Origin of the sequence: Streptomyces sp. NPDC096205 (assembly GCF_044763135.1) — a bacterium.
Taxonomy (GTDB): Bacteria; Actinomycetota; Actinomycetes; order Streptomycetales; family Streptomycetaceae; genus Streptomyces.
This window is the reverse complement of record NZ_JBIWFS010000001.1, coordinates 913,387-931,103: the sequence shown is the minus strand read 5'-3', so window position 1 is coordinate 931,103 and position 17,717 is coordinate 913,387. Positions and strand designations below refer to the sequence as shown.

Below are 17,717 nucleotides of genomic sequence, written 5' to 3'. Positions count from 1 at the left end.
CCCCGTGAGCCGACCCCTCACCGCAGCGCAGCGGCGTGTCGTCGAGGCGGCCGACCCCGTCACCGGGCGGCTGAAGGGCACGCCGGCCCAGCTCGCGGCACTGGTGAAGCGGGGGCTGGCCTTCCGGCACCCGAGGCCGCCGCACGACCACTTCCTCACCCCGGCCGGGCACCGGCTGCGGGAGGAGCCCGCGACGGCGGACCGGGAGGAGCCCGTGACGGCGGAGCCGCCCGCCGACCAGGGCGTCTTCGCCGCACGCGTCGGCGGCGAGGAGGAGCCCCCCGCCACCGGGCCCGCCCGGACGCGCGAGGTGCACAGCGCCTGGCAGGGGCTCCTCGAACTGCGCCGGATGACCAACCAGGACGGCGCCGTGGACCGGCCCTGCGGCTGGGAGCGTACGCATCTGGTGCGGGCCGCCGCGCTCGCTCTGGAGGCGGCCGGACACCCCCCGGCCGGGCCGGAGGGCGCCGGGTACCGGGTGCGGGCGACCCCGCAGCCGGACGCCGTAGCGGTGCACGAGACGGACCCGGAGGCGCTGCGGGCCTGCGCGGCCACGCTGGAGCGGGCGGGCTGGCAGACCGGGGAGCACACCGAGCCGCGTACGCGGGCCCGCTACCTGCTGGCGTCTCCGCGGCGCGTGTGACGGCCGTGACAGGATCGAACGGCAGAGCACACAGCGCCGAACACCAGAGGGGTAGCAGTGAGCGAGCCGTTCTCCGTCCCGGTGACCGTCCGTGGCTACGAGACCGATGTCCAGGGACACCTCAACCAGGCCGTCTATCTGAACTACGCCGAGCACGCCCGCTGGGCGCTGCTCCAGGCCGCCGGCATCCGCCAGGCCGACCTCGCGGCCCGGGGCATCGGCCCGGTCGCCCTGGAGACGACCATCCGCTACAAGCGCGAGCTGCTCGCCGGCGACGAGGTCGAGGTGAGCTGCGAGTTCGCCTGGAGCGAGGGCAGGACCTTCACGATCCGGCAGAGCATCCGCAAGTCCGACGGCACCCTCGCCGCCGAGGTCGTGGCCGTCGGCGGACTGCTGGACCTCACGACACGCCGCCTCCTCGACGACCCGCGCGAGCGGTTCAAGCAACTGGCGGCCGACCCGGCGCTGTTCGGCCTGTAGGGCCTGCCGTTCGGAGCGGCCCGCCGTCGCGGGCTCCGGGCGCTCACGCCGCCCCGAACGCCCCCCGCCGGTCCTCGGCCCACTCCCGGTAGCTGCGCGCCGGACGGCCGAGGACCGCGTGCACGTCGTCGGTGACGACCTCGTTGCGGCCCTGCCGGACGTACGCGTTGCCCGCCAGGATCGCCTCGACGGCCTCCTCGCCGAGCCCCCAGGCCCCCAGGAAACCGCGGGACTCCTCCGTGGACAGCTCGCGCGTGGCGACCGGCCGGCCGAGGACCTCGCCGAGCACGGCGGCCTGCTCGGGCACGCCGATCGCCGCCGGACCCGTCAGGGTGTACGTCCGTCCCGCATGGCCCGGCTCGACGAGCACGCGCGCGGCGACCTCCGACACGTCACGCGGGTCCACGACGCCCTGCCGGGCCTCCCCGGTCATGTTGGGCACGGGCTCGCCCGCGCCGATCGGATGCGCCCAGCTCAGCGTGTTGGAGGCGAAGACCGACGGGCGCAGCACGGTCCATTCCGCGCCGCTCTCCGCCAGGGCCCGCTCGCCGGGCAGGTGCCAGGTCGCGGAGGGGCCCAGATCGGGGTCGCCGGTGGCGATCGCGGACAGCTTCACCAGCCGGCCCACACCGGCCGCGCGGGCCGCCGCCACCAGCTCCGGGTCGTGCAGCGCGCCGGGGCCCGGCACGCCCACGAGGAACGCCGCCGTCACCCCGCTCATCGCCGCCCGCACCGACTCCTGGTCGAGGTAGTCGCCGCGGACCACCTCCACGCCCGCGGGGACGTCGGCCTTCGCCGGGTCGCGGGTGAGGGCGCGCACCTTCTCGCCCCGCGCGGCGAGCTGTCGTACGAGTTCACTTCCGATGGTGCCCGTGGCACCGGTCACGAGGATCATGCGACAAAGGTGCCGGGCCGGTCCGCCGCCGCTCTAGGAAATTCCGGCACGGCATCCGTGCCCCGCGCGGCGCCCCGGGCGCATACGGTGGGGCCATGACCACCGCCGTCGCCGACCGACCGCTGCCGCTGACGCTGCCCGCCGAACTGCGCCCGTGGATCGCCGACATGACGATCACGGCGGCCGACGACATGCCCGGCGAGCCGTACACCTTCGTCCCCGACCCGGCGGCGAAGCTCGTCGTGCGTACCGGCCCCGACGGCCGCCGCGACGCCCTGGTCGTCGGCCCCCGCACCCGCGCCTCCTACCACGCGACCGACCGCCCCGCCTCCTGCGTACGCCTCAGCCTCGCGCCCGGAACGGCCCGTCCGCTGCTGGGAGTTCCGGCCGTGGACCTGGTCGGCCGGGTGGTGTCGCTGGACGCGCTGCCCGGGCCGACGGCGCGCCGGCTCGCGGACGTGCTGCCCGACACGGCACCCGAGGACCTCTCGCGGCGGCTGGCCGAGCTGCTGCCCGACGAGCAGCCCCGCAGCGCCGAGCTGCTGCGCGCCGGGGTCGCCGCGCTGTCCGTCGGCGAACAGGTGCAGGAGACCGCACGCCGACTCGCCGTGAGCGAACGGCAGTTGCGCAACCTGTTCACCGACGGCGTCGGACTGTCCCCCAAGCACTACGCCCGCATCAACCGCGTACGTCATGTCCTCGCCCGCGCGGCGACCGGCACCTGGGCCGACCTGGCCGCCGACACCGGCTACTACGACCAGTCCCACATGACGGCCGACTTCCGCACCCTGATGGGCGTGCCGCCGCGGGCCTTCTTCACCGGCCGCCGCCCGGCCGCGGGGCCCTGCCAGGCCGTCGCCCGCGGTTAGGCGGCCTTCGGCCACACGGTCATCTCCACCTGCATGAAGGCGGATTCGGGCAGTGCGGTCGACTTGGTCCGGATCACCAGCAGGGCGATCTCGCCGGAGGGGTGCCTGACGCAGATCTGGCTGCCGTTGGCCGCCGCGGCGAGCGGCCAGTGGCGGTAGTCGGAGTCGGTGCCGGAGAGCATGAAGCGGCACACTTCCGGGGAAGCCGCGTTCTCGCCGAAGACCTGCACGAACACACTGGAGTCGCTGTCCAGTGAACAGCCGACCTCCGCGCAGTCGAAGCGGATGTCCCCCTCGCGGTCCTGGCGTTGCACCGGTTCGGCGAAGCTCAGCGATTTCTTCGAGTCCAGCCACAGGGAGGTGTAGGCGACGGCTCCCGAAGGCCCGGAGGTGACCGGGGAGGGCTTGGACGACGTCTGTGGGGGCGGGGTCCGGTCCCCGTCGCCGCCGGTCGCGGGGGCCCGTACGGACTCCTGCGGACCGGCTGTCGGTGACGCGCCCGCGACCCAGTCGCGGAACCCGTCTCCCGCGTCGGACGCCACCCAGGCCAGGCCCGTCGTCAACAGCGCCGCCGCCGTCACGGCCGCGGCCGTGATCAGCGCCGTACGCCGACGGCGGAGCCGCGCCGGCCGGGGCAGCCGCAGGGTGGGGTCGGGTGTCGGAGGCGTGGCGGGCGTGTGCCGCTGTCCCAGGACCTCGCGCCAGACGGCCGGTCCTGCGTCCGGGCCGAGCTGCTGCCGGCACCACCGGAGGACCTCCGGCAGGGTGGCCCGCTCCCGCGGGTCGGCCGCCAGGCATCGGGCGATCAGCGGGCGCAGCGGCTCGGGCAGCCGGGACAGGTCGGGTTCCTCGTGCACGATGCGGTACAGCACGCCCGGCGCGGAACCGGAGCCGTACAGCGGTTCGCCGAGCGCCGCGAAGGCGGCCGTCTGCCCCAGCGCGAAGACATCGGTCGCCGGAGTGACCTCACCGGCGGTCGCCTGCTCGGGAGCCATGAAATGCGGCGTGCCGACGGCCGCGCCGGTCGCGGTGTACGAGGTGAGGTCGGCGGCCAGGGAGATACCGAAGTCGATCACCCGCGGGCCGTCGTCGGCCAGCAGCACGTTCGATGGCTTGAGGTCGCGATGCACGATCCCCTCGGCGTGGATCGCCTGGAGCGCCTCGGCCACTCCTGCCATCAGCCACAGCACCGCGGGCACGGACAGCGGCCCGCCCCGGGCGACCGCCTCCGTGAGGGAGGGACCGGGCACGTACAGGGTGGCCAGCCAAGGCGGTACGCCGTCGCAGTCGGCGTCGATCAGCTCGGCGGTGTAGGCGCCCCGGACCCGGCGGGCCGCCTCCACCTCGCGGCGGAACCGCCGCCGGAAGTCCGGATCGTGCGCCAGCTCCGGCCGGACCACCTTGATCGCCACGAGACGCCCGCCCGGTGTGTACGACAGGTACACCCGCCCCATGCCGCCGGCACCGAGCCGGGCGGTGAGGCGATAGCCGCCCACCTCGGCCGGATCGTCCGCCTCGAGCGGCCGGAACACCTCGCTCGCGCCGTCCATCGCCCCGCTCTCCCCTCGTCCCCCGAAGTCCCTGGTCAACCGTGGATCGACCGGAGCAGAAGCCTAAGCGGCACACGGACACGGGCTGACCCGGCCCCCCTGGGCCGTACGAGGAGGAGGCCCACCGCGTACGACCGTACGCGGTGGGCCTCAGGCCAGGGCGTCAGACGCCCGGCGGCACGTGCGAGGGGCGGCCCGAGCCCCTGGTCAGCCGGTAGCCGCCGATCCCCGCGAGCGCGGCCAGCACACCGCCCAGGGCCGTCCAGACCCAGCGGTCGGACCACCAGCCGGAGGACCAGCCGTCGTCGGGGTCGATGGCGGACAGCACCGCGGAGTCCTCGTCCTCCTGCGCGGACGTCATCGCGACACCCGGCACCAGCGGCTCACCCAGCGAGCCGTCCACCGCCGCCGCGCCGCCGATGTCCTTGGACTCGACCCGGACTTCGGCGTTCACCGGCAGACCCCGGTCGGCCGTGCCCAGGCCGACGGCGGTCAGGCGGATGTAGTAGGTGCCCGGCAGCGGGTCGTTCGCCCACGGCTCGGACCAGGCCCGCACCGTGCGCAGGACACACGCCAGCTCCACGGACGAGGCGTCCGCGGCGGCCGTGCGGGTCTGCATGCCGTACTGGCAGGACTGGCGGCGGCGCAGGCCGTCGTAGACGTCGATCTGCCAGGTCTCGGCGGCATGCGTGTCGGGCAGCTTCACGGTGGCCCGTACGGTCGGCCGCTGTCCGGCGTCCGCCGGGAAGGACCAGTACAGGTAGTCACCCGTGGAGCCGCTCGCCGTGGCCGTCTGCCCCTGGTCGATCTCGGTTGCCGTACGGAACGAGGTGCCCGCCTCGGTGGGGGCGCCGGAGTCCTCGGACGGGCTCGCCGACGGCGTCGAGTCCGCGGCGGCGGGCGCGGCTGTCAGCAGTGGCATCAGCGGCAGCAGCAGCGCCGCGCCCAGCATCCTTGCGATACGCATCAGTTGGTCCTCCAGACCGCGACCCGCCAGCGCGACAGCCAGCCCCACAGCAGACCGGCCACGAACCCGGTCAGGATCAGCGCGCCCAGCAGCCACCAGCCGCGCCCGAGGCCGAAGGAGGCCACGTCGTCGGAGTCACCGGGGCCGTCGACGACGTCCACGGTCAGCTCCAGCGGCAGACCGGGCGTGGTCTCGACGCCCGACGCGGCCGCGTAGGAGTGCGTCACCTGGAGGCACACACCCTCGGTCGGCGCCTCGTCGTCGTCCGCCTTCGGATACCTCAGGCCCGTCGAGATCACATCCGTACGGCCGTCGCCCGCGGCCTCACCGCGGACGATCTCCCGGCCGTGCACGGTCACGGCCCGCAGCAGCAGCCCGTACGACGGGGCGACCGCCCGGTCCGCGGCCACGCTCACGGAGGCGCGCAGCTCCCGGCCCGGCTCGACGTCCACCCGGTACCAGCGCTGCTGCCCGAACCCGACGCGGTCGGTGTACAGCCCGGACTTCAGCACGGGCGCCTTCGCGCACGCCTCGGCGCCCTCGGTGGCCACCGGCGTCACCACCGGGTCGGCCGCCCGGTCCACCAACTGGTTGACCTTGTCGGCGAGTTCCTCGGTGTGCTCCACCGACGTGTACGAGCCGCCGGTCGCCTCGGCGATGCAGCTGAGCTGCTGCCGCATCTTGGCGTTGGGCACCAGGCCGAGGGTGTCGATGGTCAGCCCGATACCGCGGGCGGCGATCTCGCGGGCCACCTCGCACGGGTCGAGCGGGGCGCAGGTGTCCTCGCCGTCGCTGATCAGCACGATGCGCTTGGAGCCGGTGCCGCCGTCGAGGTCGTCGGCCGCCTTCAGCAGCGCCGGGCCGATCGGGGTCCAGCCGGTGGGCGTCAGGGTCGCCACCGCGGTCTTGGCCTCGGTGCGGTCCAGCGGGCCGACCGGGTAGAGCTGGGCGGTGTCCTTGCAGCCTCGCTTCTGGTCGTCGCCGGGGTAGTCGGCGCCGAGCGTGCGGATGCCCAGCAGCACCTCCTCCGGGGTGGCGTCGAGCACCTCGTTGAACGCCTGCTTCGCCGCGGCCATCCGCGACTGGCCGTCGATGTCCCGGGCCCGCATCGAGCCGCTCACGTCCAGGACCAGGTTCACCTTCGGCGCGGTGGCCGTGGTCTCGTCGGCGACGGCCCCGGCCGGGACGGCGATCCCGGCGGCCAGGGCGGCGAACAGGACGCACACGCCTGACGCCAGCCGTTTTCTTGTGATCATCGGCGGATCTTATTGAGCGGGGGCGCCGGTCTTCAAAGCGGGGTGTGCGCCAACGGATTGGGCAGCACCGTCCACTGGTCGCCCGGCGTCCCCGGCGACAGCCGCATCAGCGTCAGCGCCTTCGTGGGCAGCGGCTCGTCCGTCAGCGCGGCGAGGTCCGGGCCGCGCGGCAGATCCGGTACGGCCGCCGCCAGCGCCGCCCCCAGCGCCCGCCCGGAACCCGCCGTCCCCGCCAGCGCACCCGCCACCAGCGAGCCGAACAGCTTGCGGCGCAGCGCCGTCACATCGTCGGTCAGGATCCGCTCCGGCATGCCCGCGGGCAGCGGGACGCCGTGGGCGGCCAGCCGCGCCGGGCTCACCCTGATGTCGGCCAGGTCCCGGTAGACCAGCCGCAGCGGAAGGCCGTCCGCCGACAGCACGACCAGCAGGTTCTGCCCGTGCGCCTCCAGCGCGACGCCCAGCTCCAGCAGCCGCAGCCCGACCCCGAGCGCCAGCCGCGCGAAGCCGGCCAGCCACGCCGGGTCGCGGGGCAGCTCCGTCGTGGGCAGGGCCGCCACCGGCACCACGTGCTCGCCGGGCCCCGCGTACGCCCGCGGCGACTCGCGCAGCATCGCCGCGAGGTCGGGGGAGTCGGCCGTCGCCGCGCCCAGGGTGCGGGTGACATGCAGCAGGCCCTCGGTGCGCGCCGCGAGAGCCTCGCCGAAGGACGACAGCACCGCCGAGGCGGCGATCGAGCCGACCGAGATGTCCCGCACCGAGGACGTCAGCCGGGCGCTCAGCGACGTCTTGACGTGCAGCCCGCCGGGCAGCAGCTCCAGCGTGCGCAACGACATCAACGGCCGCGCGAGGGGCCCCGGCTCACCCGGCTGCTTCAGCACGTGCGTCGCCTGCCAGGGATGCACCGGGAGCAGTAGCCGCTCCCCGTCGCGCAGTTCGGCGGGCCAGTCACCGGACACCAGACAGTCCCCGGCCGGCACCGGCATCAGCCCCAGCCGCACCTCGGGCGCGTGCTCCGGCGCGTAGGCGAGCTGGTCGGCCACCGAGAAGCCGGGCCGGGAACGACAGTTGGGGTGATACGGATGCCCGTCCACGACCCGCCGCTCCCACGCCCAGTCGCTCACCGGCCACGCCGCCTGAACAGGGGGCTGGTTCGCCCGCGACAACGCCAACGACACCGCACTGTGGTCCAGTTCGACGGCCAGCGAGCTGCCGTGCGGCACGCCGAGCGCCGTCATCAGCCGCGCCGGATCGTCGTACGACACGCCGTCCAGCGTGACGACGGTGACGTACGCGTCCGTCGCGTACGGGTCCGGCGCCGGACCGCTGAGCACGCGGCCGTCGCGCACCCGCAGAGTGCCCGGCCCGCGGCGCTCCAGCCACGGCAGCGGTTCATGGGTGAGCGCGCGCCACAGCCGGGTGAGCACCGCCGCACGGGCACCGGGCAGTTCGGCGGTGAACCGGGGCAGCAGACCGGGGCGTACGGCGGCCAGCTCGGCGGCCGTCGCGGTCTCGGCGGCCCCGGCGGTGGGGGGTCGGTGCACGGTTCGGGCTCCTCGGGTACCTGGAGAGGTGAGCGTACGACGGTCCGCGGCGGGGCGTGACGGCAGCGATACTGATCGTCCCCGCCCGAACAGCACCGTAGGGAACGAGTGGAACGCGTGGACCTCCTGCCCCAGCCCGCCGGCGACGACGCCGCACACAGCGACGACGTCAGCGCGCGAGCCGACGCCTGCGCGGCCGCGCCGCTGCTGAACTGCCTGCTGCGGGAGGTGGCCCGGCCGCTGCCGCGGGAGGACGCCGACGGGTGGTCCGTGTACCGGCTGCCCGGCGTGGACCGCCTGCTGCGGGTGCGCGGCACCCGGCGGCCCGCCGACCCCGAGGTGCGCACCCGCGGCGGCTGGCAGCGGCTCGACCACTCCGGGCTGGTGAAGCTCGTCGCCGAGGAGCTGACCCGGCACACCGGCCGCTCCAACCACGAACTGCCGGCCGAGATGGCCGACAGCCGCGACGCGGTCGCCGCGCTGCTCGCCGCACGTGCGCGGGCCACCCCGCCGGACGACCTCTACCTGCGCTCCGAGCAGTCCCTGGTCACCGGCCACCCGCACCACCCGGCCCCCAAGGCGCGCGGCGGCGCCCCCGCGGCGGCCTGGCTGCCGTACGCCCCGGAGGCCTACGCCCGTTTCCCCGTGGTGCTGCTCGGGCTGCGCGAGGACGAGGTCATGGAGGAGGGCGACACCACGGCGCTGGACGCGCTGGGAGAGGCCCCGCCCGGCTACCGGCTGCTGCCCGCGCACCCCTGGCAGCTCGACCTCACCGCCCGCGAGCTGGCGCCCGCCTTCGCCGACGGCCGGCTGATCCGGCTCGGCACGACCGGCTTCCCGCTGTGGCCGACGGCCGCGATCCGCACGCTGTACACCCCCGAGCACGACCTGTTCCTGAAGTTCAGCCTGGACGTGCGCATCACCAACGACATCCGCCGGCTGTGGAGGCACGACCTGCTGAAACTGCGCCGCACGGACGAGGCGGCCGCCCGCGCCTTCGCCCGGTCCCCGCACGGCGCCGCCTGGCTCGGCGACCGCGGCTACCGCACCGCCCGCTTCGCCTTCGAGGAGCTGGCCGTCCTGGTCCGCGACGGCTTCACCGGCCGGCTCCTGCCCGGCGCGACCCCGCTGCTCGCGGCCGGCCTGGTGGAGGGCTTCGAGGGCAGCCCGCCGGGCCGCGCCGTGGACCCGGCCGCCTGGTGGGAGGCCTATCTGCGGGCGGTCGTGCCCCCGGCGCTGTCGGCGTTCGCCGACCACGGCGTCGTCCTGGAGGCACACCTGCAGAACACCCTCGTCGCGGTCGACAGCGAGGGTCTTCCCGTGCAGGCCCTGTTCCGCGACGCCGAGGGCGTCAAGCTGCTGTCCGACGTGGAGCGGGCGGCCGGCTGGGAGCGGCTGGTGTACTGCCTGGTCGTCAACCACCTCATGGAACTGGCCGACCTCCTCGCCGAGCGCCACCCCGGCCTCGACCCCTGGCCCGCCGTACGCCACGAGCTGTCCCGCCACGACCTGCCCGAGGCCCGCGCCCTGCTCACGGCCCCCACCCTGCCCGGCAAGACGAACCTCCTCCTGCGGTGGACCGGCGCGGACGGGGCCGACGCCCGCTACCGGCCTCTGCCCAACCCGTTGACCGGTGGGTGAGCGGGCACGACAAGGCCCCCGGCGTGGGTTCCGGGGGCCTTGTGACGGGGCGGGTCAGCCCGTGAGCGGGCGGTCCTGCTGGACCACGGCGTCGGCGTGCGCCGAGCCGTCGGCGACACTGATCACCCGGTATTGGCCCTTGTGGAAGACCCAGTACCAGTTCTGGGCACTGCCCGGCTGCCGGCCCGGGACGGGCTGGACAGCGTCGACGTGCTCCACCCCGGCCAGGGACGTCCACACGCCGAGACCGCTGTCGTCGGTCTCGCGGCGGTCCCGGTAACCCCCGGCCTGCAGGGAGATGATCCGGTACCGCTGGCCCGTGGGCGTGGTGTGGAACAGCCAGTAGTAGTACCGGCCGTCACCGCCGGGCTGTTTGTCGGGGATCGGCAGCACCGCGTCGACGTGCGTGACCGGGTCGGGTGCGGCGGCGAACGAGCTCCACTGGCTCAGTGGCCTCGCCCGGTTGCCGTCCGTCCTGATCCGCGGGGGCTCCTGCCGGTCCACAAGAACATGGCGGTAACACTGACTGCCGTCCTCGCCGGTGAAGAACAGCCAGTGGCCGGACTCCCCGTTGACCTCCTGCCGGTCCGGGACCGGCCAGGTGGCGTCGACGCGCTTGATGTCGTGCAGGTCGTCCCAGAAGGACAGCGGCTGCCCGCCCGAACGGTCGAGCGCGAGGGTGGCGTCCCCGCCGCCGACGGAGGAGGTGAGCGGGACGACCTTGCCGCCCTGGAAGGCGAGGTACCGGCCCGGGTGCTCGGGGTGGGGGAGTACCGCGTCGACGGGCCGCGCCTGGGGATCCGGCACGGGCGTCACCGACCCCTCGCCCTCCAGGCGACCCTGCGCGAGACCCCGCAGGGTGCTGAGGGAGGGGCTGAAGGCGTACACCGCGCCCTCGGTCCGCACGAAGGGCCGGAAGCCGAGCGTGGTGGTCTGCCGCTCGCCCGCCGCGTTGCGGCTCTCGAAGCTGACCTGGCCGTCGTTCACGTCGGTCAGCTGCCCGCTCACCATCGGGTCCGGGCCGGGCCGGTGCGGGCGGCCGTGCGGGAAGTCGGGGTCGTTGACCCAGTCGGCCTGGACGAACTCGAACTGCCGTACCAGGTCGGCCTGGTAGCAGACGAAGACGAGCCCCCGGGGGTCGTCCGCGCCGCCCCCTTCGCCCTGGGTGGGGTTGAAGGGCCGGCCGTAGGGGATGCCGCGGCGGATCATGCGCCGCTCGTCCATGAACTTCTCGTCGACGAGCTCGCCCCCGTCGACCAGACCGTCGCGCGGGTTGGTCTTGCGCAGGTGGGAGAAGAGCGGGGTGACCAGACCGTCGGGGTCGTCCTTGAACGTGATGTCGTTGTCCGGCGCGGGCTCCGGCTTCCCGGTCGGCTTCATCGGGCAGTTGGCGATGGACGCGCCGGACGGCCAGCGGCCCACCAGACGGGCGGCGAGCCACTCCTGGGAGGTCTTCTCGTCGACCGCCTTGGCCGCCTTGAGCCGCTTGAGCTCGGCGGCGACCTGCGCCCACCAGCCGGGCACGTCCTGGTGGAGGCGGCGGAAGACCTGGAAGGAGCCGTTGCGCATCCAGGGCGGGACGCCGGCGGGCCGTACGCCGTCGCCATGGGCGTCGACGACGAACTTGTCGGCGGAGATCAGCCGGGTCCCGGGGCTGCCCAGCACATAGCCGGGGCGGGCCGGGTCCTCCTCCTCGAAGCCCCGCACGCCCGGCTCGCTGACGCCGTCCTTGAAGCCGAAGTGCTCCTTGCCGGCGGCGTCGCCGGGCAGCGTGGCCCCGTCCTGCTGGAAGACCACGACCGCCCCGGCGCGGGAGGCGGCCTCACGCTGCCGGGCCTGCTCGTTCCTGAGGTCCTCCTCCGTGTCGGAGGCGATCGTCAGGACGGCGTGGACGACGCGGGAATGGTCGTAGCCGAAGAGCCAGTTCTTCGGGTCGCTGTCGTCGGTGTCGCCCAGGGCCAGCGCCCGGTCGGACGCGCCCTGGACGAACGCCTCGACCGTGCTCCCGCCGGGGACGGAGTCGAAGACCTTCTCCTTGCCGGTGAAGAACTGGATTCCGGGATGGGTGAGCGCGAGACCCAGCCAGGTGGCCTTGAGGTGCTTGGGGTCGTCGCCCATCGAGTTGCGCCGGGCCTCGCTGAACCGGCGGTTGAAGTCGGCGACCTGCTGGGTGGTGGCGATCTGCGGGACGATGTCCTCCAGCCAGGAGCGGGCGGCGGTGACGTCGCCGAACTGGAGGAGGAGCAAGGACATGTTGTCCTTCTTGAAACCGGCCAGGATGTCGCCCTGGATCTCGGTGCTGTCGCGCAGCGTGAGCTGAGCGGGCATGTGTCTCCCTGAGGGTGTCGGGACGGACTGGGGAGAGGTGGGGTCAGGCGCCGGGGCGCAGCTGCACCCACTGGGCCGTGCTGGGCACGCCCTGCTCGTCGAGCAGGAAGAGCAGGTAGTAGCCGGGGGGCGCTTCATTGGCCGAGGCCGGAGTGCGCAGCACGAGCTTGTTGCCGGCCCGGCTGGTGATGGGCAGTTCGAGCCGCCGCTGGCTGGTGTCCACCGAGTGGGTGGAGGTGATGGGGGCCATCAGGACGGCCCGGCTGACCCGCTCCGGGGTGCTGGTGCTGACGCGCAGGTTCGCGGCGTAGCCCTGCGGGCCCGTCGGCACGCCGGACAGCGTCGGCCGGTCGCCCTGGTGCAGGTACGCCGGCTCGTAGATCTCGATGGTGCCGTTCATGTCGGACTTGATGTCCGGGTCGTTGGCGATCTGCTGGAGCTCGTCGCCGGTGATCATGATGCGGCCGTCGGGCAGCAGCACTGCGTTGGAGTGGTAGGCGCGCGGCAGCCGCTGGACCGGGCCCAGGTGCCACTGCCCGCTGTCGTCGCGCAGCTCGATCTGCCGGTACTTCTCGTCGGCGTTGGGGTTGTACGGCCCGTTGCCGTAGTCGCGGATGTCGTAGCCGCCGTTGACGGTGAACAGCTTGCCGTCGGGAAGGATGAGCGTGTCGTCCTGGGTGCGGCCGAAGGCGCGCGGGGTGTCCTTGGTCCAGCGCCCGCCGGAGAACTTGTAGGTGTTGGGGTCGTTGCGGTTGCCGCCGAGGATCAGCACGGAGTCCGGGCCGTCGGTGCCGTTGGGCAGGGCGACGGCGGAGCCGTAGTTGCGCATGCCGCCGTCGGGGCGGTTGGGCAGCTTGCGGCTGGTCTCCGCCTGCGGGTCGAAGACGTACTGCTCGTCGTAGTTGCGCCCGAAGCCGTAGATCAGGCCGTCGCGCAGCGAGAACAGGTGCGGGTAGTCGACCGTGAACTCGGCCTTGACGGGCCACTTGTCGAGCGCCTGGCCGCGGGGCTTGGTCTCCGGGTCGAGGGAGACGGGCGTGCCCTTGGCCGGGAAGCGTTCGATCGACTTGGACAGGACGCCCCAGCCGATGTCGCCGTGGCCGGAGGTGATGAACTGCCGGCCGTCGGCGCCGGTGACCACGCTGGGGTACCAGCGGCCCTCGCCCATGTCCTGCTGCTGGAGCCAGGTCTCCTTCCACGGGTCGAAGACCAGGGCCAGGTGCGCGCCGGTGCCGTTGTTGCCGCCGAGGTTGCCGCCGAAGATGCCCACCATGCCGTTGGGCAGGTAGGAGTGCCCGGCGCAGAAGACCGGCGCGGGACGGGGCTCGTTCGTGCCGTCGTCCATGTCGACGACGGGCGGCGGCACGGCCTTGAAGGCGGAGGCCTTGGTGCCCTCCTCCGGGTCCCAGACGTAGGCGCGCCCGGCGTTCCGCCCGCCGGTGACCATGGTGGGTGCGGTTTCCTTGTTCGGGCTGTCCTCGACGGGCTCGAAGGAGAACAGCAGGACCTTGCCGGTGGGCAGCAGGGCGACGTGGTCACCGAAGTCGGGGCTGGGGAAGTACTCGGTGAACTTGCCCCAACTGGCGGGGTCGAACGCCGCGTTGATCTCTTTCTGCGTCGCGGTGTGCCGGTTGAAGCTGCGGGTCCGCATGGGCTGCGGATAGCCGTGGTCCATGGCCTGCATGCCGATGCGGTCGCGGGCCAGCTGTTCGGCGGCCTTCTGGCCGAGGGCCTCGACCTCGGCGGGTCGGACCTCCGCGCGGACCTGTTCGTCGGTGATGCGGAGCCCGCCCGGCCGGACGGGCGACTCGTAGGCCGGGGACGGCTTCGAGCGGGCGGACGGGACGGAGGCGCCGGCGGGCGCGGTGGCGGACAGTGCGATCGCGGCACAGCCGACCGCGAGTGCCCATCTCCCTCTGCGGGACATCAGGCTCCTTAAGAGCGCATGGCAGCCACCCGGACAGCGCCGGGTGACCACTCAGGGTGACTGAATGGGGCGAGTAGATCACACACCGTAGCTATTTCGGAGCTGGTGTCCGAGCGGAACGATTCGGCATGGCCCGTTGGGGTTTCACCCTGCGTGTCCGGCGGGACCTCGATCGCCGCGCTGCTAGCAATGGCCCCACTTCCCTGTCCCCGCTCCAAGGAGGACCCCTGCCATGCGCACGACTCCGGCCGTACTCGCGGCCGCCGCGGCCACGGTGACCCTGCTCGGCACCTGCGTCACCCCGGCCACCGCCCTGGCCGTGGCGGACCCGCCCCAGCCGCCGATCCACATCACCGGCAAGGTGATCCGCGGCGGCGCCGACGGCCGCCCCCACCAGCTGGTCTGCCCCGCGCCCTTCAACGCCTACAGCGGTGGCTTCACCATCAGGGCCGGCAAGGACGGCCGCCTCATCCAGGAACCCGCCGACCTCCTCGAGAGCCGCCCCAACGACAACGCGAACGGCTGGATCGTCGCCGTACGCAAGGGCCAGTACGTGGAGCCGCAGCACCCGCGCCCCTACTCCGACCGCACGCCCACGCGGATCGAACCCGCCGATCTGGTCATCCACGTCGTGTGCACCCAGGACATGCCGACGCACGGCATGTGACCGCCCGCGCGCCGCGGGGCCGCCGGTGCCGCCTCCCGCACCGGCGGCCCCGCGGCGCTGAACTACCCTGGCCGGTGTGCTGCGCGATGTGACTGCTGTTCGATACGTGACCCCCCTGCGGTCGGGCGGCTCCGTGCCCGCAGTAGTGGAGGCCGACGACCTGGGCACATACGTCGTGAAGTTCACCGGCTCCGCGCAGGGCCGCAAGGCGCTGGTCGCCGAGGTGATCGTCGGGGAGCTGGCCCGGGCCCTCGGGCTGCGGTTCCCCGAGCTGGTGCTGGTGCACTTCGACCCGGCCGTCGCCGCGCACGAGCCGCATCAGGAGGTGCGCGAGCTGCACGGGGCCAGCGCGGGGGTCAACCTCGGCATGGACCATCTGCCGGGCGCGCGCGACTTCACGCCCGAGATCGCGAAGGTCTTCCCCGTGGACCCGCTGGAGGCGGGCCGGATCGTCTGGCTGGACGCGCTGACCGTCAACGTCGACCGTACGGTCCACAGCTCCAACCTGATGGTCTGGCCGACGCTGGGCACCGTACCGCCGAGGCTGTGGCTCATCGACCACGGGGCCGCCCTCGTCTTCCACCACCGCTGGGACGGCGTGGACCCCGCCAAGGTGTACGACTTCCGCCATCACGCCCTCGGCCACTACGGCCCCGACGTGCGCGCCGCCGACGCCGAACTCGCGCCGAAGGTGACCGAGGAGCTGCTGCGGGGGATCGTCGCCGAGGTGCCGGACGCCTGGCTCGCGGACGGCGAGTTCGCCACGCCCGACGCGGCGCGCGAGGCGTATGTGGCCTACCTCCACGCGCGCGTGCGGGCGTCGCGGCAGTGGCTGCCCACCGACTTCCCCAGCCGGGAGGAGCTCGCCGCCGAGGACGCGCAGCGGGCCGCGAAGAATCAGCGAGGACGCCCCGCGTGGCTCAAGCAGGTCCCCGACCTGCACGGCAAGCCCGCGGCCGAACAGGATTGGTCGGTGCACCTCGGATGAGTGGCCGTGTCGAGATCGAGTACTGCACCCAGTGCCGCTGGCTGCCGCGCGCGGCCTGGCTGGCGCAGGAGCTGCTGACCACCTTCGAGGCCGAGCTGGACGAGCTGGCGCTCAAGCCCGGCACGGGCGGGGTGTTCGTCGTGCGGGTGGGCGACGAGGTGGTCTGGGACCGCCGCGAGCACGGCTTCCCCGAGCCGACGGCGGTGAAGCGGGCCGTACGCGACCGAGTGGCCCCGGGAAAGACCCTGGGCCACTCGGAGAGGCTCCCGAAGGGGGACGTCAGCCCTTGAGCTGCTCGTACGCGGGCAGCGTCAGGAAGTCCGCGTAGTCGTCGTCGAGGGAGACCTCCAGGAGCAGGTCGTGCGCCTGCTGCCAGTGGCCGGCCGCGAAGGCCTCCTCGCCGATCTCCGCGCGGATGTTCGCCAGCTCCTCGGCGGCGACCTTGCGGGCCAGCTCGGGCGTGGCCTGCTCGCCGTTCTCGAACTCGACGCCCGCGTTGATCCACTGCCAGATCTGCGAGCGGGAGATCTCGGCGGTGGCCGCGTCCTCCATCAGGTTGAAGATCGCGACCGCGCCGAGGCCGCGCAGCCAGGCCTCGATGTAACGGATGCCCACCTGCACGGCGTTGACCAGGCCGTTGTACGTCGGCTTGGCGTCGAGCGAGTCGATCGCGATGAGGTCCTCCGCCTCGACCCGGACGTCCTCGCGCAGCCGGTCCTTCTGGTTCGGCTTGTCGCCGAGCACCTTGTCGAAGGACTCCATGGCGATCGGGACCAGGTCGGGGTGGGCGACCCAGGAGCCGTCGAAGCCGTCGCCGGCCTCCCGGTCCTTGTCGGCGCGGACCTTCTCGAAGGCGACCTTGTTGACCTCGGCGTCGCGGCGGGAGGGGATGAACGCCGCCATGCCGCCGATGGCGTGCGCGCCGCGCTTGTGGCAGGTGCGCACGAGGAGTTCGGTGTACGCGCGCATGAACGGGGCCGTCATCGTCACCGCGTTGCGGTCGGGCAGCACGAACTTGGCGCCGCCGTCACGGAAGTTCTTCACGATGGAGAACAGGTAGTCCCAGCGGCCCGCGTTCAACCCCGCGGCGTGGTCGCGCAGTTCGTAGAGGATCTCCTCCATCTCGTACGCCGCCGTGATCGTCTCGATCAGCACGGTGGCGCGGACGGTGCCCTGCGGGATGCCGACGTAGTCCTGCGCGAAGACGAACACGTCGTTCCAGAGGCGGGCCTCCAGGTGCGACTCGGTCTTCGGCAGATAGAAGTACGGGCCCTTGCCGAGGTCCAGCAGGCGCCGGGCGTTGTGGAAGAAGTACAGGCCGAAGTCGACGAAGGCGCCGGGGACCGGGCGTCCGTCGACCTGGAGGTGGCGCTCGTTCAGGTGCCAGCCGCGGGGCCGCATGACGACCGTGGCCAGCTCCTCGGGAGCCTTCAGGGAGTACGACTTGCCGGACTTCGCGTCGGTGAAGTCGATGTTCCGCGTGTAGGCGTCGATCAGGTTGAGCTGACCGGTGACGACGTTCTCCCAGGTGGGCGCGGAGGCGTCCTCGAAGTCCGCGAGCCAGACCTTGGCGCCCGAGTTGAGCGCGTTGATGGTCATCTTGCGGTCGGTGGGGCCGGTGATCTCGACCCGGCGGTCGTTCAGGGCGGCGGGGGCCGGGGCCACCTTCCAGGAGTCGTCCGCGCGGATCGCGGCGGTCTCCGGGAGGAAGTCGAGCGTGGAGGTGCGGGCGATCTCGGCGCGGCGCTCCGCTCGGCGGGCGAGGAGCTCGTCACGCCGCGGCGTGAACCGTCGGTGCAGCTCGGCCACGAAGGCGAGCGCCGCATCGGTGAGGACCTCCTCCTGCCGGGGCAGGGGCTCGGCATCGACGATGGCCAGCGGAGACGGCGCTGGTGCGGACATGAGCGGTCACTTCCTTCAGCGGTGGCACCGGGTGCCTGGAGGGACGAATAGGAGAATTCGCAC

General features: G+C 73.3%; 15 protein-coding genes. 7 read left to right on the top strand and 8 right to left on the bottom strand.

The window, feature by feature from the left end; all coding sequences use genetic code 11:
* Positions 1-4: 4 nt before the first annotated feature.
* Entirely contained in the window at positions 5-643 is a 639-nt protein-coding gene (locus ACIQ6Y_RS04225) for a hypothetical protein (protein ID WP_404032630.1), read from the top strand.
* 57 nt (positions 644-700) lie between these two features.
* On the top strand, positions 701-1,123 hold the full coding sequence (locus ACIQ6Y_RS04220) for an acyl-CoA thioesterase (protein WP_404032627.1): 423 nt from the start codon (positions 701-703) through the stop codon (positions 1,121-1,123).
* 43 nt (positions 1,124-1,166) lie between these two features.
* On the opposite strand, the gene ACIQ6Y_RS04215 is transcribed toward ACIQ6Y_RS04220, so the two are convergent.
* On the bottom strand, positions 1,167-2,018 hold the full coding sequence (locus ACIQ6Y_RS04215) for an NAD(P)H-binding protein (protein ID WP_404032623.1): 852 nt from the start codon (positions 2,016-2,018) through the stop codon (positions 1,167-1,169).
* A 95-nt stretch (positions 2,019-2,113) separates the two neighbouring features.
* Here ACIQ6Y_RS04215 and ACIQ6Y_RS04210 point away from each other — a divergent pair, with 95 nt between their 5' ends.
* Positions 2,114-2,887 (top strand): helix-turn-helix domain-containing protein, encoded by a 774-nt coding sequence (locus ACIQ6Y_RS04210; protein WP_404032620.1) that lies wholly within the window; start codon positions 2,114-2,116, stop codon positions 2,885-2,887.
* Here the strand turns inward: ACIQ6Y_RS04210 and ACIQ6Y_RS04205 are convergent.
* The 4 genes from ACIQ6Y_RS04205 to ACIQ6Y_RS04190 form a co-directional block, all read right to left on the bottom strand.
* Complete coding sequence (locus ACIQ6Y_RS04205; protein WP_404032617.1) at positions 2,884-4,437, bottom strand: serine/threonine-protein kinase; 1,554 nt, start codon at positions 4,435-4,437, stop codon at positions 2,884-2,886. The genes ACIQ6Y_RS04210 and ACIQ6Y_RS04205 overlap by 4 nt on opposite strands.
* 163 nt (positions 4,438-4,600) lie before the next feature.
* Positions 4,601-5,404, bottom strand: a complete 804-nt coding sequence (locus tag ACIQ6Y_RS04200) for a hypothetical protein (protein WP_404032614.1) — start codon at positions 5,402-5,404, stop codon at positions 4,601-4,603.
* Complete coding sequence (locus ACIQ6Y_RS04195; protein WP_404032611.1) at positions 5,404-6,660, bottom strand: VWA domain-containing protein; 1,257 nt, start codon at positions 6,658-6,660, stop codon at positions 5,404-5,406. The genes ACIQ6Y_RS04200 and ACIQ6Y_RS04195 overlap by 1 nt, the downstream gene beginning before the upstream one ends.
* 32 nt (positions 6,661-6,692) lie before the next feature.
* Complete coding sequence (locus ACIQ6Y_RS04190; protein WP_404032608.1) at positions 6,693-8,201, bottom strand: IucA/IucC family protein; 1,509 nt, start codon at positions 8,199-8,201, stop codon at positions 6,693-6,695.
* Positions 8,202-8,309: 108 nt separating this feature from the next.
* On the opposite strand from ACIQ6Y_RS04190, the gene ACIQ6Y_RS04185 reads away from it, so the two are divergent.
* Positions 8,310-9,842 (top strand): IucA/IucC family protein, encoded by a 1,533-nt coding sequence (locus tag ACIQ6Y_RS04185; protein ID WP_404032605.1) that lies wholly within the window; start codon positions 8,310-8,312, stop codon positions 9,840-9,842.
* Positions 9,843-9,896: 54 nt separating this feature from the next.
* On the opposite strand, the gene ACIQ6Y_RS04180 is transcribed toward ACIQ6Y_RS04185, so the two are convergent.
* Complete coding sequence (locus tag ACIQ6Y_RS04180; RefSeq protein ID WP_404032602.1) at positions 9,897-12,170, bottom strand: Dyp-type peroxidase; 2,274 nt, start codon at positions 12,168-12,170, stop codon at positions 9,897-9,899.
* A 43-nt stretch (positions 12,171-12,213) separates the two neighbouring features.
* Positions 12,214-14,097 (bottom strand): galactose oxidase-like domain-containing protein, encoded by a 1,884-nt coding sequence (locus tag ACIQ6Y_RS04175; RefSeq protein WP_404032599.1) that lies wholly within the window; start codon positions 14,095-14,097, stop codon positions 12,214-12,216.
* A gap of 232 nt (positions 14,098-14,329) precedes the next feature.
* On the opposite strand from ACIQ6Y_RS04175, the gene ACIQ6Y_RS04170 reads away from it, so the two are divergent.
* From ACIQ6Y_RS04170 to ACIQ6Y_RS04160, 3 genes are all read left to right on the top strand, one after another.
* Complete coding sequence (locus ACIQ6Y_RS04170) at positions 14,330-14,764, top strand: hypothetical protein (protein WP_404032595.1); 435 nt, start codon at positions 14,330-14,332, stop codon at positions 14,762-14,764.
* Positions 14,765-14,840: 76 nt separating this feature from the next.
* The gene (locus ACIQ6Y_RS04165; RefSeq protein WP_404032592.1) at positions 14,841-15,752 is read left to right on the top strand and encodes a HipA family kinase; all 912 of its coding nucleotides are present in this window, start codon (positions 14,841-14,843) and stop codon (positions 15,750-15,752) included.
* Entirely contained in the window at positions 15,749-16,042 is a 294-nt protein-coding gene (locus ACIQ6Y_RS04160; RefSeq protein ID WP_404032589.1) for a SelT/SelW/SelH family protein, read from the top strand. Before ACIQ6Y_RS04165 ends, ACIQ6Y_RS04160 begins: the two co-directional genes overlap by 4 nt.
* Here ACIQ6Y_RS04160 and aceB read toward each other — a convergent pair.
* Entirely contained in the window at positions 16,032-17,654 is a 1,623-nt protein-coding gene (gene aceB / locus ACIQ6Y_RS04155; RefSeq protein ID WP_404032587.1) for a malate synthase A, read from the bottom strand. The two genes, ACIQ6Y_RS04160 and aceB, sit on opposite strands and share 11 nt — an antisense overlap.
* Between the last annotated feature and the right edge of the window lie 63 nt (positions 17,655-17,717).

Bases quoted from the DNA above. Each gene is read 5' to 3' on its own strand.
- ACIQ6Y_RS04215 (WP_404032623.1), bottom strand. From the start codon at position 2,018: ATGATCCTCGTGACCGGTGCCACGGGCACCATCGGAAGTGAACTCGTA.
- ACIQ6Y_RS04205 (WP_404032617.1), bottom strand. From the start codon at position 4,437: ATGGACGGCGCGAGCGAGGTGTTCCGGCCGCTCGAGGCGGACGATCCG.
- ACIQ6Y_RS04200 (WP_404032614.1), bottom strand. From the start codon at position 5,404: ATGCGTATCGCAAGGATGCTGGGCGCGGCGCTGCTGCTGCCGCTGATG.
- aceB (WP_404032587.1), bottom strand. From the start codon at position 17,654: ATGTCCGCACCAGCGCCGTCTCCGCTGGCCATCGTCGATGCCGAGCCC.
- ACIQ6Y_RS04170 (WP_404032595.1), top strand. From the start codon at position 14,330: ATGCGCACGACTCCGGCCGTACTCGCGGCCGCCGCGGCCACGGTGACC.
- ACIQ6Y_RS04210 (WP_404032620.1), top strand. From the start codon at position 2,114: ATGACCACCGCCGTCGCCGACCGACCGCTGCCGCTGACGCTGCCCGCC.
- ACIQ6Y_RS04175 (WP_404032599.1), bottom strand. From the start codon at position 14,097: ATGTCCCGCAGAGGGAGATGGGCACTCGCGGTCGGCTGTGCCGCGATC.
- ACIQ6Y_RS04160 (WP_404032589.1), top strand. From the start codon at position 15,749: ATGAGTGGCCGTGTCGAGATCGAGTACTGCACCCAGTGCCGCTGGCTG.
- ACIQ6Y_RS04195 (WP_404032611.1), bottom strand. From the start codon at position 6,660: ATGATCACAAGAAAACGGCTGGCGTCAGGCGTGTGCGTCCTGTTCGCC.
- ACIQ6Y_RS04180 (WP_404032602.1), bottom strand. From the start codon at position 12,170: ATGCCCGCTCAGCTCACGCTGCGCGACAGCACCGAGATCCAGGGCGAC.